The sequence below is a fragment of the Martelella radicis genome (assembly GCF_014196625.1).
In the GTDB taxonomy this organism is placed as follows: Bacteria; Pseudomonadota; Alphaproteobacteria; order Rhizobiales; family Rhizobiaceae; genus Martelella; species Martelella radicis.
Genome location: NZ_JACIDZ010000001.1, coordinates 219,112 through 234,917, shown reverse-complemented (window position 1 = coordinate 234,917; position 15,806 = coordinate 219,112). Strand labels below are relative to the sequence as shown.

The 15,806-nt window shown below is 60.8% G+C and carries 14 protein-coding genes and 1 pseudogene; 6 read left to right on the top strand and 9 right to left on the bottom strand.

Annotated features, from left to right (window positions below):
• Positions 1–6: 6 nt before the first annotated feature.
• From GGR30_RS01035 to GGR30_RS01025, 3 genes are read right to left on the bottom strand one after another with little or no spacing between them, the layout of a single operon-like run.
• Positions 7–243, bottom strand: coding sequence for a thioredoxin family protein (locus GGR30_RS01035; protein WP_183481346.1), 237 nt, complete (start codon positions 241–243; stop codon positions 7–9).
• 10 nt (positions 244–253) lie between these two features.
• Positions 254–1,312 (bottom strand): permease, encoded by a 1,059-nt coding sequence (locus GGR30_RS01030; RefSeq protein ID WP_183481342.1) that lies wholly within the window; start codon positions 1,310–1,312, stop codon positions 254–256.
• Positions 1,309–1,593 (bottom strand): ArsR/SmtB family transcription factor, encoded by a 285-nt coding sequence (locus GGR30_RS01025; protein ID WP_343066461.1) that lies wholly within the window; start codon positions 1,591–1,593, stop codon positions 1,309–1,311. The genes GGR30_RS01030 and GGR30_RS01025 overlap by 4 nt, the downstream gene beginning before the upstream one ends.
• A gap of 169 nt (positions 1,594–1,762) precedes the next feature.
• Here GGR30_RS01025 and GGR30_RS01020 point away from each other — a divergent pair, with 169 nt between their 5' ends.
• Positions 1,763–3,646, top strand: a complete 1,884-nt coding sequence (locus GGR30_RS01020) for an ABC-F family ATP-binding cassette domain-containing protein (RefSeq protein WP_183481336.1) — start codon at positions 1,763–1,765, stop codon at positions 3,644–3,646.
• Positions 3,647–3,828: 182 nt separating this feature from the next.
• Here the strand turns inward: GGR30_RS01020 and GGR30_RS01015 are convergent, their stop codons facing one another.
• From GGR30_RS01015 to pflB, 5 genes are all read right to left on the bottom strand, one after another.
• A complete protein-coding gene (locus GGR30_RS01015; protein ID WP_183481333.1) occupies positions 3,829–5,124 on the bottom strand; it encodes a tetratricopeptide repeat protein in 1,296 nt (431 codons plus the stop codon).
• A 173-nt stretch (positions 5,125–5,297) separates the two neighbouring features.
• Positions 5,298–6,221: a methylenetetrahydrofolate reductase [NAD(P)H] gene (gene metF, locus GGR30_RS01010; RefSeq protein WP_183481330.1), complete on the bottom strand. Its 924-nt coding sequence runs from the start codon at positions 6,219–6,221 to the stop codon at positions 5,298–5,300.
• Between the two features lie 3 nt (positions 6,222–6,224).
• Positions 6,225–7,229, bottom strand: a complete 1,005-nt coding sequence (locus GGR30_RS01005; protein ID WP_183482610.1) for a metalloregulator ArsR/SmtB family transcription factor — start codon at positions 7,227–7,229, stop codon at positions 6,225–6,227.
• Positions 7,230–7,406: 177 nt separating this feature from the next.
• On the bottom strand, positions 7,407–8,189 hold the full coding sequence (pflA, locus tag GGR30_RS01000) for a pyruvate formate-lyase-activating protein (RefSeq protein ID WP_183481327.1): 783 nt from the start codon (positions 8,187–8,189) through the stop codon (positions 7,407–7,409).
• A gap of 12 nt (positions 8,190–8,201) precedes the next feature.
• The gene (gene pflB / locus GGR30_RS00995; RefSeq protein ID WP_183481324.1) at positions 8,202–10,472 is read right to left on the bottom strand and encodes a formate C-acetyltransferase; all 2,271 of its coding nucleotides are present in this window, start codon (positions 10,470–10,472) and stop codon (positions 8,202–8,204) included.
• Here pflB and GGR30_RS00990 point away from each other — a divergent pair.
• The gene (locus GGR30_RS00990) at positions 10,471–10,746 is read left to right on the top strand and encodes a hypothetical protein (RefSeq protein ID WP_183481321.1); all 276 of its coding nucleotides are present in this window, start codon (positions 10,471–10,473) and stop codon (positions 10,744–10,746) included. The two genes, pflB and GGR30_RS00990, sit on opposite strands and share 2 nt — an antisense overlap.
• Before the next feature lie 387 nt (positions 10,747–11,133).
• Here the strand turns inward: GGR30_RS00990 and GGR30_RS00985 are convergent, their stop codons facing one another.
• The gene (locus tag GGR30_RS00985; protein WP_183481318.1) at positions 11,134–11,385 is read right to left on the bottom strand and encodes a helix-turn-helix domain-containing protein; all 252 of its coding nucleotides are present in this window, start codon (positions 11,383–11,385) and stop codon (positions 11,134–11,136) included.
• Positions 11,386–11,497: 112 nt separating this feature from the next.
• On the opposite strand from GGR30_RS00985, the pseudogene GGR30_RS23270 reads away from it, so the two are divergent.
• From GGR30_RS23270 to GGR30_RS00965, 4 genes and pseudogenes are all read left to right on the top strand, one after another.
• A pseudogene (locus tag GGR30_RS23270) lies at positions 11,498–11,719 on the top strand (alpha-glucosidase/alpha-galactosidase); the annotation flags it as partial.
• A 194-nt stretch (positions 11,720–11,913) separates the two neighbouring features.
• Positions 11,914–13,110, top strand: coding sequence for a TIGR03032 family protein (locus GGR30_RS00975; RefSeq protein ID WP_183481312.1), 1,197 nt, complete (start codon positions 11,914–11,916; stop codon positions 13,108–13,110).
• A gap of 9 nt (positions 13,111–13,119) precedes the next feature.
• The gene (locus GGR30_RS00970; RefSeq protein WP_183481309.1) at positions 13,120–13,914 is read left to right on the top strand and encodes a TIM barrel protein; all 795 of its coding nucleotides are present in this window, start codon (positions 13,120–13,122) and stop codon (positions 13,912–13,914) included.
• A 199-nt stretch (positions 13,915–14,113) separates the two neighbouring features.
• On the top strand, positions 14,114–15,763 hold the full coding sequence (locus GGR30_RS00965; RefSeq protein ID WP_183481306.1) for an alpha/beta fold hydrolase: 1,650 nt from the start codon (positions 14,114–14,116) through the stop codon (positions 15,761–15,763).
• Positions 15,764–15,806: the final 43 nt, after the last annotated feature.

The window sequence follows — 15,806 nt, the reverse complement described above, 5'->3', positions numbered from 1 at the left end:
GCGCGCTCAGGCGGCAAACCAGCCCTCGACCTTTTTCCGGTCGGGCAGACCGCCGGTGTGAACCAGCCTGCCGTCAATGGCGACGCCGGGCGTCGACATCACGCCGGCCATCGCGATCTCTCTAGGATCGGTGACTTTTTCCAGGCTTACCGCGACGTGCCTCAGCGCTGCCGCTTCTTCCACCAGCTTCGCCGTCGCCTCGCAACGCTTGCAGCCTGGACCATAGATTTTGACCGAAACCATCATTGCCTCCTTAGAACAATATGTTGAAAAGAAACCCGACCAGCAGGATGCCGGTGGCGACAACGCCGATGAAAACAGCGATCAGGCGAAGCGTCAGCACCTGGCGCAGGATGATCATTTCCGGCAGGCTCAGCGCGATCACCGACATCATGAAGGCGAGCACCGTGCCGAGCGCCGCGCCCTTGCCCAGCAGGGCCTCGACAATCGGCACCACGCCGGCAGCGTTCGTATACATCGGGATGCCCACCAGCACGGCGGCGGGAACGCTCCACCAGGCATCCGCGCCCATGATACCGGTCATCAACCGCTCCGGCACATAGCCGTGGATCAGCGCGCCCATGGCAATGCCGAGCAGGATCCACAGCCATACCCTGCCTACAATGTCCTTCAGGGCTGCAAGGCCGAGCCGGTATCGCTCCGTCATGCTCATGGGTCCGTCATCGAGCGCATCGGCGGCGTTCCCGCCAATATGAAGTTCGCGCACCCAGTCCTGCAGCCAGCCTTCCAGATGCAGCCTGCCGACGACATAGCCGGCCACAATGGCGATCGCGAGCCCGAAGCCCAGATAGGTGAGCGCGACCGGCCAGCCGACGAGGCCGAAGAGCAGGACGAGCGCCACTTCGTTGACCATCGGCGCGGCGATCAGAAATGAAAATGTAACGCCGAGCGGGACGCCAGCTGACACGAAACCGATGAAGAGCGGGACCGCCGAACACGAACAGAACGGGGTGAGCACGCCAAGCCCGGCGGCAAGGCCATTGCCGACCCCCTCGGCCCTGCCGGCCAGCAGCGCGCGCGTCTTCTCCGGGCTGAAGAAGCTGCGGACAACGCCCATCGCAAAGACGATCAGCGCCAACAGCATCAGCACCTTGGGAACATCGTAGAAGAAGAATGCCAGGGCCTCCCCGGTATGGCTGGACCGCTCGACCGGCAGCAGCGACACAAGGAATTCCGCGAAAGGCTGAAGCATCCGGTAGGCGCCCCACCAGGCGGCGAGCGCCGCGATCACCACCGCATGCCAAAACCATTGCGGTCCCGAGGACGTTGTCTTTTCAACGGATATGCTCATGCCGCCCTCCTCTCATTTGCCTTTGCGCAAGCCACCGCCGCATCAAGCAAAGCCAGGGTTTCGGCATCAAGCGCCGGATTGAGGCGGTAGCGGACCCATTGCGCGTCGCGACGGTCGACGACCAGGCCCGCGGCCTTCAGCACCGCCATATGCCGCGACATGCGCGACTGGCTTGCCCCGCAGGCGCGCATCAGGGCGCAGACGCAATGCTCTCCGCCGTCGGCGAGAATGCGCAGTGCCGAAAGCCGCGTGGGTTCGGCAAGCGCCGAGAGAACGTCAATGACCACCGGATCTTCCTCCTGTCGAGACGACTACTGCCTATGCGCATAAACGCATTTGCGTAGATTGGCATTGACCCGCGTCAAGCCAGCCGTGCCGAGGCGAAAAGCAACTTCCCTCTTGGTGCCTCCTCTCTTGCAAAACCGCACGGTTTCGGACAAAACCGCAGCCATGATCTCCATATCCGACCTTTCCGTCCGCATTGCCGGCCGCCTGCTCATCGAAAACGCTTCCGTCTCCATTCCCGATGGCATGAAGGCGGGGCTTGTCGGGCGCAATGGCGCGGGCAAATCGACGCTGTTCCGCGTGCTGACCGGCGCGCTTTCGCCGGAGACCGGCACGGTCTCGCTGCCGAAGAAGGCGCGCATCGGCCAGGTGGCGCAGGAAGCGCCGGGCACGGAAGACCCGCTGATCGACATCGTGCTGGCCGCCGACAAGGAGCGCGCGGCGCTGATGGCGGAGGCGGAAACCGCGACCGATCCGCATCGCATCGCCGAGATCCAGACACGGCTCGTCGATATCGATGCTCATTCGGCCGAAGCGCGCGCGGCAAGCATCCTCTCCGGCCTCGGCTTTGACGAGGCGGCACAGAAGCGTCCGGCATCGTCCTTCTCCGGCGGCTGGCGCATGCGCGTGGCGCTTGCGGCCGTGCTGTTCTCCGAGCCCGACCTCCTGCTCCTCGACGAGCCGACCAACTATCTCGACCTTGAGGGCACGCTCTGGCTGGAAGACTATATTCGCCGCTACCCCTACAGCGTCATCATCATTTCCCATGACCGCGACCTCTTGAACACCGCCGCGAACGCGATCATCCATCTCGACCAGAAGAAGCTTACCTTCTATCGCGGCTCCTACGATCAGTTCGAGCGGCAGAAGGCGGAGGCCGACGAATTGCAGATGAAGGCTCGCGCCAAGAACGAGGCGCAGCGCAAGCACCTGCAGAGCTTCATCGACCGGTTCAAGGCCAAGGCCTCGAAGGCCCGTCAGGCGCAAAGCCGCGTCAAGGCGCTGGAGAAGATGGGCACGGTCGCCGCGGTGATCGAGGATCACGTCCAGGGCTTCTCCTTTCCGGAGCCGGAAAAGCAGCCCGCCTCCCCGATCATCGCCATCGAGGATGGCGCGGTCGGCTATACGCCCGGCCAGCCGATCCTCAAGGACATCAATCTCAGGATCGACAATGACGATCGGATCGCGCTTCTGGGCGCCAACGGCAACGGCAAGTCGACCTTCGCCAAGTTCATTTCCGGGCGGCTGAAGCCGGAATCGGGCACGCTGAAACTCGCGCCGCATCTTTCGACCGGCTTCTTCGCCCAGCACCAGATCGACGATCTCGTGCCGGACGAAAGCGCGGTTGCCCATGTGCGCAAGCTGATGCCGACGGCAACCGAGCCGAAGGTGCGCGCCCGCGTGGCGCAGATGGGCCTGGCGACGGAAAAAATGGATACGCCCGCGCGTGACCTTTCCGGCGGCGAGAAGGCGCGGCTTCTGATGGGCCTTGCCGCCTTCCACGCACCGAACCTGCTGATCCTCGACGAGCCGACCAACCACCTCGACATCGACAGCCGCAATGCACTGGTGCGGGCGCTGAACGACTATCCCGGCGCCGTGATCCTGATCTCGCACGACCGGCACCTGATTGAGGCGACGGTCGACCGGCTCTGGCTCGTCCATGACGGCACGGTCAAGGCCTATGACGGCGATCTGGAGGATTACCGCGACCTGATCGTCTCCGGCGGCAGAAAGGCGCAGAAGGCTGAAGCACCCAATGCCGAGGCGCGCTCGAAATCCGTGCAGCGCAAGAGTGCCGCCGAACGCCGCGCCGCCCTTGCGCCCTTGAAGAAGAAGATCGACACGGCCGAGAAGAAGACGGCAAAGATCGAACAGATCATCGCCAGGCTCGATGCCGACCTTGCCGATCCGAAGCTTTATGAAAAAGCGCCGGAAAAGGCCAAGGTGATGATCCAGGCCCGCGCCAACGCGGCGGCGGAGCTTGCCAAGATCGAGGAAGAATGGCTCACGCTTTCGGCCGAATATGAAGAGGCCATGGCCGATTGACGGCATTGACCGCTTCGAAACAGAAACAGAGCGCAATCGACCGTATCGATCCGGTAGAGCGTTTCCGCATTCCACGGAGACGCTCTACCGGCTTTTTGTTGTTCTGACACCTTTTCGCCTGCCACCGGGTATTTCCGCGGACATGCGGGATGCTTCCGCGCGATATCACCTTCACTGCCTGCTTATGGCCCCGATGGCTCTCCGGTTAAAGGATGGAAGAATACTACGCGCATATCCTTGTTCATCCGATCCAGCCAGATCCGGGGCAGATGCTCGATGAGCATGCCGTTCTCCACGACGGTGGAATAGGAACATACCACGCGATAGGATTTCCCGCCTTCGGGCGACGGCACATCCTGCCTCAGCTCCCAGCGCACGGCCACGCCATCGGCGAGATCGACCGGACGGTGAAAACCGCCATGGGAGATGTTGGCGCCGATATGATGGTTGTCGAGATCGGTAATTGCCGGAAGAGGCGCCGGGTCCATGAAGCCGAACAGCCTGTCATGCTGGAGAATGCTGCGGCGAGCATAGGGCCAGACATATTCCCGCAGAAAATGCTGATCGGCGAAGTGACGGGATTTGACAGGCGTGCGCAGGAAGCGCCCGATCAGCAGCCGCATGGGCGGCAACGCCCCCCCGGCAACGCCCCACAAGCCCGCCAGCAGCAGTTCGGTATGCGTGAACCAGTCGCGTATGGCATGGAATTGAAGGCCGCTCTCGACCCATTCCTCGACCGTTTCGCTCTCGCGCGCGCTGATGATAGAATCAGCATCGCGAAAGATGACGCGATGCAGCCCATCATCGTCATAGGCGGCAAAGCGCCACATCGGACCGGGCCATTCCCGCATCTTGCGGTTGGCGAACACCACCTCTGCTCCGGCGTCCCGCAATTGGGCGATGGTCGCATCCGGCACGGATTTGTCGACATAGAAGCGGCACGTCCAGTCCGGATAGATGTCCGCCCGCGCCCGCGCGTTCATCACCGCCGTTTCGCAATAGCGGGGACGATCGCCATAGAGCGAGAAGGCGATAATGTTTCTGTCGCGCGTGCCAGGCGATGGCGGCGGCGGCTGCCTGGGAGAAAGCTCCTGCTCCGCAGGCAGGCCGAATTGCTGCTCGCGCAGTTCCAGCGCCCTGAGGCCGTATTGACCTGCTTTCTCATCATTCTTTTTTTCACCCCACGCATGAGCGAGCGCGTCGAAAGCAACGAAATGCCGATCGTTGAGCGCCGCCGATCTCTCCGCCGCCGCAATCGCGCCGTCGTAATCGTTCAGCCGCAGGCAGCACACGGCGATATTGGACCATATGGAGGCATTGCCCGGCTGCAAACGGCTGGCGGCGCGTGCATATTCAAGGGCCTCTCCATAATTGAAGAGGTTATAGGCCCGGATATAGCCATTCCACAGCAGCGAGAGCTGCGAACCAGCCGACGCAGCAGATGGCGTTCCGGTGATCAGATTGCCATGATAGTCCATGCCGTCCCGACGTTATTTTTGCCTCAATAACGCCGGAATATAACAAAATTGAGATATTCTTCAATATAATTTAAATATACATGTAAATATCATAAATATAGTTTTCACTAAATTAGTATTCTTCGAAATTAATGGAGCCGCACCCCATCCTGTCCGGCGCGCGACCCACGGGCTCAAGCGCGCAGCCGGCAGGGCTCCGCATCGCAGATCGCGGCATCCGGGCTGATGCCGAGCCGCTTCAAGACGGCGATCATCAGCTTCGAGCGGTTCATCGTGTAGAAATGGAAGTCGGCAAGTCCGCGCGCGATCAAGTCCTCGACCTGTTCGGCGGCAAGATCGGCCGCCGCCTCGAACCGGCCGTCGGGATCATCGTCCAGCCCCTCGAAGCGACGCTCCACGAAGGCCGGCACGTCAGCGCCGCACATGGCCGCAAACCGCTTCAACTGAGCAAGGTTCTGGATCGGCATGATCCCCGGCACGACTGGAATATCGATGCCCGCACGGCGCACGTCGTTCAGATAATCCTCGAAAACGTCATTATCGAAGAAGAACTGGGTCAGCGCGCGATCGGCGCCGTTATCCGCCTTGGCCTTGAGCATGGCGATATCGGCCGTGCGGTCAGCGCTTTCGGGGTGCTTTTCCGGATAGGCGGAGACCGAGATATCGAAATCCTGATCGATGGCCTTGAGCGCCGAGACGAGCGCGGCCGCATTGGCATAGCCGCCCGGATGGGGACTATAGGCCGTGCCGATGCCGCCCGGCGGGTCGCCCCGGAGCGCCACGAAACGGCGGATGCCGGCATCGCGGAAACGGCGGATCACGTCGTCCACCTCCCCCTTGCTGGCCTTGACGACGGTCAGATGCGAGGCCGTCTGAAGCTGCGTCTCGTCGACAAGCCGCTTCACCGCCGCATAGGTCGGCGCCTGGCTGGTCGCGCCCGCGCCGTAGGTCACCGACACGAAGCCGGGATCATAGGTCGAGAGCTCTTCTACCGAACGCCACCAGCTTGCTTCCGCCTCGGCACTCTTGGGAGGAAAGAACTCGAAGGAAAAATGAATATCGCGCTTGCGTCCGCGCGTCTCGTTGCTTTCGGACATGGTTCAAACACTCCTCGCGTAGTGTGTTTCGGCTTCGGAGGCCATCAGGACGCGGCGGTCGCGGCCAAGCCAGACGGTGACGGTAAGCGACCGTCCCTCGGCTCCGGAAAAAGGAAGGTCGACGACCTTGTCGACGTCGAGGCCTGCGGCCGTCATCCAGTCCGACATCGCCTGGTGGGAGAAGCCGAGCCTCAGATGAGCATGGTCAGTCCGAAGATATTCAAGGTCGTGCGGGGCGAAATCGATGACCACAAGCCGTCCGCCGGGACGCATCACCCGCACGGCCTCGGCAATCGCGCGCTCGGGATGCTCGAGGAAATGCAGAACCTGGTGGATGATCACCAGATCGAAATCCTCGTTCTCCAGCGGCAGGTTCAGTATGTCGCCGAGACGGACGGCTGCCTTTGTCACCCCTTCGGCATCAAGATTGGCGCGGGCGACAGCCAGCATGTCGCGGCTGGCGTCGATGCCGACGGCGCGGCGGTAAAGATCTTTCAACAGCAGAAGCATACGGCCCGTGCCCGTTCCAAGATCGAGAACGCTCTCCACGCGTTTCTCTCCAATCAGCCGGACCAGGCATTCCTCGATTTCCGTTTCGGAAATATGCAGCCGTCGCATCTCGTCCCATTCGCCGGCATGTTCTGCAAAATAGGCCAGCGCCTTCTCGGAACGCGCCTGTTTGACCGCGGCAAGGCGCGCCGCGTCGCGGCCGAGGGCCGAATCGCTCTCGGACGCATTCTGCAGCAGTTCCCGGACGAGTCGCGCCGGCGCGCCTTCCTCCTTCAGGCGGAAATAGGCCCAGGCGCCTTCCTGATAACGGTCGATAAGACCAGCCTCCGCCAGAAGCTTCAGATGACGGGAAATGCGCGGCTGGGACTGTCCGAGTATGTCAGTCAGATCGGAGACCGTAAGGTCTCCGGCAGCAAGCAGCGCAATCAGCCGGAGCCGCGTCGGCTCGCCCACTGCTTTCAGGACGTCGACCAGATTGTCGAGATCAAGTTTCGTCATCATGCTCTGCCTTCATCAAGATATAAACATATCTTTATGTGAAAAGCAGACCGGGCGCAAGCGTCAGCATTAATATATAACAATACGAAAAAGGCCACCCCAAGGCGGCCTCTGGAATTGACGATATCAGAGCGGATGAAGAGCGAGCGCCCCTCGCCTGCCAGGCCAGAACCGGCCTCAGGCGGTGTAGAGTCCCCGCGCCCGAAAAATATCCCGGGCGGCTTCAGCCTGCTCGGTCGTCGGCGTCGGCGTATCACGCAGCGTGTATTCCTTGCCGAGAGCATCCCACTTCGAAATACCCATCTGGTGAAATGGAAGAACCTCGACCCGTTCAACGATATCGCCAAGCGTGGCGACGTAGTCGGCCATCTTGTTGACGTCATCGGCATCATCGGTCAGGCCCGGCACCAGCACATAGCGCATCCACATCTTCTGCTTCAGCCGCTTCAGGCGCTCGGCGAAGTCGAGCGTCGGCTGCAGATATTGCGCGGTAATGGCGTGATATTTTTCCGGATCGATATGCTTGATATCGAGCATGACGAGGTCGACATTGTCGAACCATTCGTCTTCCACGCCGGTGTGGAGATAGCCCTGCGTATCGAGTGCGATATGCAGACCCATTTCCTTCTTGATGTGTCCCATGACATTGCCGATGAAGCCGGCCTGCATCATGGGCTCGCCGCCGGAGAAGGTGACGCCGCCGGCGAATTTCAGGAAGCCCGCATAGGGGCGGACCTCCTTGAGCATGTCGTCCACATCGACCTTGCGGCCATTGTGGAGCTTCCAGGTATCCGGATTGTGGCAATACAGGCACCGGAACTGGCAACCGGCCATGAAGAATATGAAGCGCATTCCCGGACCGTCCACCGCCCCGCCGGTTTCGACCGAGTGGAGAAATCCGTGGTCGATGTCGATATGGACACCGGTTGGCTTCGTTGGTGCGGAAACGCGCTTGTGCATTCTTCTTCTCGTTTACATCGAGGTGTGGAAAGTCCGGTTGATGACGTCAAGCTGCTGTTCCTTCGTCAGCTTGATGAAGTTCACAGCATAACCCGAAACACGGATCGTCAGCTGCGGATACTTCTCCGGATGGTCCATGGCGTCAAGAAGGGTCTCCTTGTTGAGGAGGTTGACATTGACGTGGAAACCACCGGCCGCCGTGTAACCGTCGAGGCAATTCGACAGGTTCTTGATGCGGTCTTCGTCGGTATGGCCAAGGCTGCCAGGCGTTGCCGAAGCAGTCCAGCTGATCCCGTCGAGGGCAGCGTCATAGGGCAGCTTGGCAAGCGAAGCGCCTGCGGCCACAAAGCCCTTCTTGTCGCGACCGTTCATCGGGTTCGCACCCGGTGCGAAGGGTTCGCCGGCGCGGCGGCCATCCGGCGTATTACCGGTCTTCTTGCCGTAAACGACGTTCGACGTGATCGTCAGGATCGACTGCGTCGGCATCGAGTCACGGTAGAAGTAGGGCTGTGCCTTGACCTTGTTCATGAAGGTCTCGACGAGCCACGAGGCAATCGAGTCGACACGGTCGTCATTGTTGCCGAAGGCCGGGAAGTCGCCGGTGATCTTGTAATCAACGGCAAGACCGGTTTCGTCGCGAATGACTTCGACCTTGGCATATTTGATCGCCGAAAGCGCGTCAGCCGCAATCGACAGACCGGCAATGCCGCAAGCCATGGTCCGGAGGATATCACGGTCATGCAGGGCCATTTCAATACGTTCATACGCATATTTGTCGTGCATGTAGTGAATGGCGTTCAGAGCCTTGACGTAGGTCTTGGCAAGCCAGTCCATGGCCTTGTCGAACTTTTCGACGACTTCGTCATATTCCAGAACATCGCCGGTGATCGGTTCAAGACCGTCGGCAACCTTCTTGCCCTTCATCTTCATTTCGTCAACGCCGCCGTTGATGGCATAGAGCAGAGCCTTGGCGAGGTTGGCGCGGGCGCCGAAGAACTGCATCTGCTTGCCGATCCGCATCGACGAGACGCAGCATGCAATGCCGTAGTCGTCGCCCCATTTCGGACGCATCAGTTCGTCGTTCTCGTACTGGATGGCGCAGGTGTCGGCCGAAACCTTGGCGCAGAAGTGCTTGAAGCCTTCCGGCAGGCTCGGGCTCCACAGAACCGTGAGGTTCGGTTCCGGCGCGGGACCCAGGTTGAAGAGCGTGTTGAGGAAACGGAAGCTGTTCTTCGAAACCAGCGTACGGCCGTCTTCGCCCATGCCGCCGATTGCTTCGGTCACCCATACGGGGTCGCCCGAGAACAGTTCGTCATATTCCGGCGTGCGCAGGAAGCGGACAATGCGCAGTTTCATGATCATGTCGTCGACCATTTCCTGGGCATCGTCTTCCGAGATGTAACCGGCTTCGATATCGCGCTCGATGTAGATGTCGAGGAAGGTCGAGATGCGACCGATCGACATGGCAGCGCCGTTCTGCTCCTTCACGGCAGCCAGATAGCCGAAATAGACGGCCTGGACGGCTTCGCGGGCATTGCGGGCGGGCTTGGAAATGTCGACGCCATATTTGGCAGCCATTTCACGCAGTTCATCGAGAGCACGGAACTGTTCCGAAATCTCTTCGCGCAGACGCATGTTGTTGTCGTTGAAGACGGCGTCGTCGAGCTCGTGGAATTCCTTCTGCTTTTCAGCGCGCAGGAAGTCCGTGCCGTAAAGGGCAACGCGGCGATAGTCGCCGATGATGCGGCCACGGCCATAGGCATCAGGAAGACCGGTGATCACGCCAGATTTGCGGCAGGCAAGAATGTCCGGGCTGTAGACGTCGAACACGCCCTGGTTATGGCTCTTGCGGTATTTGGTCCACACATCATGGACGGTTTCGTCCACCTTGTAGCCATAGGTGTTCAGGCTGCCTTCAACCATGCGCAGGCCGCCATTCGGCATGATCGCGCGCTTCAGCGGCGCATCGGTCTGCAGGCCGACGATGATTTCGAGGTCCTTGTTGATGTAGCCGGCATCATGCGCGGTAATCGACGAGGGCTTGTCTGCCGAAATATCAAGGACGCCGCCCTTGTCGCGCTCCTGCTTCAAGAGGTCGCTCAGCTCGTCCCAGAGCTGCTTGGTGCGCTCGGTGGCCGGTGCGAGGAAGGAAGCATCGCCTTCATAAGGCGTGTAATTTTCCTGAATGAAGTTGCGAACGTCGATTGCGGTGCGCCATGCACCATCGCTGAACCCGCTCCACGGGTCGGCGTGAACGTTCGTGTGTTTGGCATACATATCCATGGTTTCAGCCCTCACCATAAAAAGAGGAACATTTCAGGGTTCCAGCGCCGGGACCGAGGAGGATGTTCGGCAAAAGGCGCTGGGTTCGGCGAACGAATTATCCGGCAAAATGTCGGTCGGAATCTTTCCGACCAAAACGGCCATTCTTGGGCAGGCAGTTGCGGGACATTTCATTCCACCAATTCTAGCGATCTCCGATCGCTTCCGATGGCTGACTTTGGCGCCTGGCGCTGGTCTTGGGCTTAAGCCTGCGAAAGATCGCGTCGAATGTTGACGCCAACCGTCAACGCTTCTCGTTTTGACGACCTCTATATGGTACCAAAGGCGTATAAAGTCCACAAGAAATTGACATTTTTACTTATTTTTCAAGTACAAATGACAAAATACAATTGCAAACTGATAATACAAACATAATCAAGGCGCGCATGCATTGATATCGGTCAACTTATCGCGCGACCATGATGAAAACCATGTCAATCAGGCGCGCATTGCGTGCATTTATGCTTACGATCCCCCGATACGGGAAATCAAGTCGACTCTTCCCGGGGCTTGAGAAACCTCCGGCCTGCCCTCTCGGGTTCGCGGGAGACCATGTCCTCAGGGTAATTGCGCCCTGCTACAAGACATAGACGGCTCACCAGACGAATCAAGGCCCATATTGTCACGGTGCTCTGTCCGAAGCGTCAAACCGCCCCGCCTGCCTTTTCGAAAGAGATGAACCGCTCGCCGCATCAGAGACGACAAAGCTCGCGGTAGCGCCGATACGCCGGAAATCCGTCGGGTTCGTGCGCAGATAGCGGCGAGACAGCTTGGCGAAATAGTTCGGATCGGGGAACCCGGAGAGTTCGGCGATCTCCTTGACCGGGCGTTCGCTTCCGGCAAGCAGTTCGGCTGCATGGCGAAGCCGCCGCAAGACCACTCATTCCGCCGGCGGCATGCCTTTGAAGCACGCGAAGACGCGCGAGAATTTGGAGCGAGGGAAACCGGATATAAGTGCAATCTCACTTACCGAAAATGTTGCCTCGCAGCTTGCCGCGCTGATGAGGACCAATATCAACGTGCAGGAACTGACCGTCGCAGCGTTGATGAAGGGCCGGCGCTGAAGAAGGAAAGTCGCGAGCACCCCTATCACGTCGCATGACGGACCCCACACCGCCGCAGAGATTGACCTCGACCAGATCCGGTCGCAAGTCGACGATCTTCTTGCTGCTCACGATGCGTGGATGCCGCAATGGGCGCGTCACTGACAGGACGCGGACTTTTTTTGGGGTTTCAGTCATGTTCGCGGCTGAATTCCGGGCCTTGCTGCACTGAAACGCTCTCATGCGGGGTCGCTGCGGCTTGCTCCCGCGCGGCTCCTCATGTCTAGTAGCCGGCACCGTGCTGCAGGCCACGAGGCCATGCCGCCGGCAACAAGAAAAGCAGGCGCCGGGAATTCCCCATGAATGACAGAGAAAACGAACCGCGTCTGGAAGGCACAGACGCAAAGACCACCGACGCGACAGCGCCCGACCAGGGGCTCGCCCCCGCCGATGCGCCTGGAGCAGCAGCACCGCAGGCCGAAGAAATCCGATCGCAGGTGACCTGTTCACGCGGGTTTGCGCAATGGCTTTCGCTCCACAATTGCTCGCTCGCCTTCACCTCCTACCAGACAGGTCAGTTGTTTCTCGTCGGCGTTCTGCCCAACGGCTCGCTGTCGCTTCACCAGCGCAATTTCGTGCGCGCCATGGGCCTGATCGGCGATCAGCAGCGGCTTCTTCTTGCGGGTCTTGCCCAGATCTGGCGGTTCGAGAACGTGCTTGGTCCGAACGAGCGCGCCAATGGGGCCTTTGACAAGCTCTATGTACCGCGGCGCGGGCAGACGGTCGCCGATCTCGATGTCCACGAACTCGGCATTGATGCCGCCGGACGGTTGCTCTTCGTCAACACCAAATATTCCTGCCTCGCCACAGACAGCGTGGTCCACTCCTTCAAGCCGGTGTGGCGTCCGCCCTTCATCTCCAAGCTGGCGCCGGAGGACCGCTGTCACCTCAACGGGCTCGCCATGGAAAACGGCGTGCCGCGCTTTGTAACGTCGGTCTCGACCACCGATATCGTCGACGGCTGGCGCAACGAGCGCCGCGACGGCGGCGTCATCGTCAATGTCGAAACCGACGAGATCGTCACCGAGGGCGTGTCGATGCCACACTCGCCGCGCCTTCATCAAGGCGCACTCTGGTTCCTTGATTCCGGCAACGGCTATCTGACCCGCCTCGATCTCGAAAACAGGACGCGTGAACGCGTCGCTTTCTGCCCTGGCTTCCTGCGCGGCCTCTCCTTCCATGACGGCCATGCCATTGTCGGGCTTTCGCTTGCCCGTCGCGAGGGGGTCTTCTCCGGCCTCAATCTCCAGGACGAGCTCGAAAAGCGCCGCGCCGAAGCCTGGTGCGGCCTGCAGATCGTGAACACCGCAAACGGAGACATCGTCGAGTGGCTGAGGATCGAAGGCGGCATCAAGGAGCTATTCGACGTGCGGGTTCTGCCAGGAGTTTCCTGCCCGATGGCGCTGCCCACCTTCGGCCCCGATCTTGCAAGTTTCATCACCATCGAAGCCCCCGACCGTCCGCTGTCAGAACGCGGCTGGCATCCGGCAATCTAGGAGAATCCCGTGCCGCAGCTCGAATTTTCGCCCTGCCTGGAATGGCTGTTCGCCGAGCCCGACGACACGTTCACCGACCGTATCGAGCGAGCGGCGGCCGCTGGTTTCCCTGCCTTCGAATTCTGGCTCTGGTCAAACAAGGATGTGGAGGCGATCGCCCGGATCGCCAAAGCCTGCGGGATCGCCGTATCGGGCCTCGTGGCCGAACCGTTGATCGCAGTCACGGACCCGGTCAACCGGAATGAATGGCTGGAAGGCCTGAAGCGATCCGTTGAGGTCGCCAACCGACTTGAGGCGCCGGTGTTGATCGCCCAGACCGGCAATGACCTTCCGCAGATCGAAAGAGCCGACCAGAAGGCGTCTCTGATCGAGACCTTTTCCAAAGCCGCAAACATCCTGATCGGAAGCAATGTCAGGCTGGGCATCGAGCCGCTGAACACAAGGATCGACCATCCCGGTTATTTCCTGCACTCCACGCTCGAGGGCTTCGAGATCATCGATGCGGTCAATCGCGATGAGATCGGCCTTCTCTACGACCTCTATCATTCCGCGGTCATGGACGAGTCGATCGAAACCGTTCTCGCCGGACATATCGACAAGGTGGTGCATGTCCATGTCGCTGATCACCCCGGCCGCAACGATCCGGGGTCGGGCACGGTCGATCTTGCCGAACGACTGAGGTGGCTGGTCGGTGCCGGTTACAGAGGACGGATCGGGCTTGAATACAAGCCTCTCAAACCTGCAGGCAGTGACGTCGTCGCGGCGTGCAAACTATTGTCGAAAGCCTTCGCGGATGCGCGATAAGAGAAGGATGGCCGCGTGGGGCCGCCGCCTTGCTCACCGTGTTCTCGCTGAAGATCGACTGCGGCCGCCGGCGCGCAATGCGGTGACCATCAGGGGCCGGCGTTCGGTGTACCGCCAACGCAACGGTCGGTAAGCAAAGACCGCCCTGTTCTCGCCTTTATCGTTGATCTTTTTCAAGATTTGCTCAACTGTCTGCGCCATGAATTTACCACGCGCGGCTCTCAGGCGGCATCTTTCCCGGCTCGCCGAAATTCCGAAACTATTGGGCTCAGCAGCGCTGCCGCGCGGCTGGGAAGAAGACGACCCCGAAATCCGCGAGGCCCGGAGCCAGATCGAGGTCCAGCAGTTTTTTCATACACGGCTGCCGGCCTTCGACATGCCGTGCTGCCTTCTCGACAGCGAGGGGCACGCCGTCTACGGCAGCGACGAGGCCTTCCGGCCCCAAGAACTGCAACTGCCGGCAGTAAACGAACACGGCGTCTTCATCTCCGAGCACAACAACGATCTCGTTCTGCTGCTCGACGTCAGCCGCTACTGGTCCGATCCTCCGCCTCGCGCCGCCTGGCTGGCGCTGAACATCGGCCCGCGTTTCTTCGACACGCTGACGGCCAACCCGGAAACAGGACTGACCAACAGCGAATACTCCCTTCTGTCGAGCCTGCTCGCCGGACACGACTTGAAACAGGCGGCCGAGAGGCTGAATACGTCCTACGATACCAAGCGGAAACAGTTGCAGGTCATCTTCCAGAAATTCGAAGTCACCAGCCAGGCCGCGCTGACGCGGCTCGTCTCGACCAGGCTGATGGCCTATTTCATCGAGACGCTCAGCCGCCCGTTGGATGACAGGCCGGAGCGCAAGCTTCTCGCCCGCCACTACGGCAGGGATGTCCTGGTGCACGCCGTGGCACTCGAATCCGGCAAGGAATTGCCGGTCTGGGAGTTCGGCGACCGCAGGGGCAGACCCCTGGTTTTCTTCCACGGGCTGCTCTCGCCGTCCACCTTCTACGAGGACAAGGTAACGCTTCTTCGCCGCCACGGACTGCGCTGGATCGTCGTGCCGCGCTTCTTCGTACCCGGCGCAGCGGATACCCATCCCCTCGGCTTTCTCGAGACCTATTCGGACGCGCTCGCGGAATATGTGCGGCATTTCATCGGTGAGCCGGTTACCTGCGTTGCCGTCAATTCCGGAGTGTCCTGGGCGGTCCATTTCGCGCACCGGCATCCCGAACTTGCCTCTCGCCTGGTCATTGCCGGCGCGCCCTACCCGCCATCGCACTCCATGGGGGTTGCCGATCGCAGCATGCAGGCGGCCCTTTCCAACGCCATCCGCCAGCGCCCTTTCGTGCTCTCGGCGCTGGTCCGATCCTATGCGATGCTGACGCGTTCGCCCGCGCTCGCAGCCCGGGCCTATCGTCATGCCTATCGCGACTGCCCGGCCGATCTCGCCACAATCGACCGCTATATCGAAACCGGCTGGGCGCTTGAGTGGCTTCGCCTGATCGGAGAGCGGGCGACGGCCAGCGTCGTCGCCGATCTCGCCGTCAACGAACGGGGCTGGGAGCACGAGGCGGCAGACCTGCAGCAACCGCTCGCCTTTCTGCACGGCGGCCAGGACACGATGTGCCCGCCGGCGGCTATCGCCCGGTTCTGCGAAGGAATCGCGCGCGCCGAACTTCAGCTCGTCCCGGATGCCGGGCATCACGTCGCCGCAAGCCATTTTCCCCGCCTGTGCGCGCTTGCAGCCGGTGACCTCCTGTTGCGGGATGAGCCCACCTCATCAGCCGTGCCGGAGAAGACGATCGACAAACCGGTCGAAGGCGTGACGGCCGCCAGAAGCGGCCCGCACTAAGACTGTTCCGCCTTGCACGGAAACGCGACCTCACTTCCTCTAC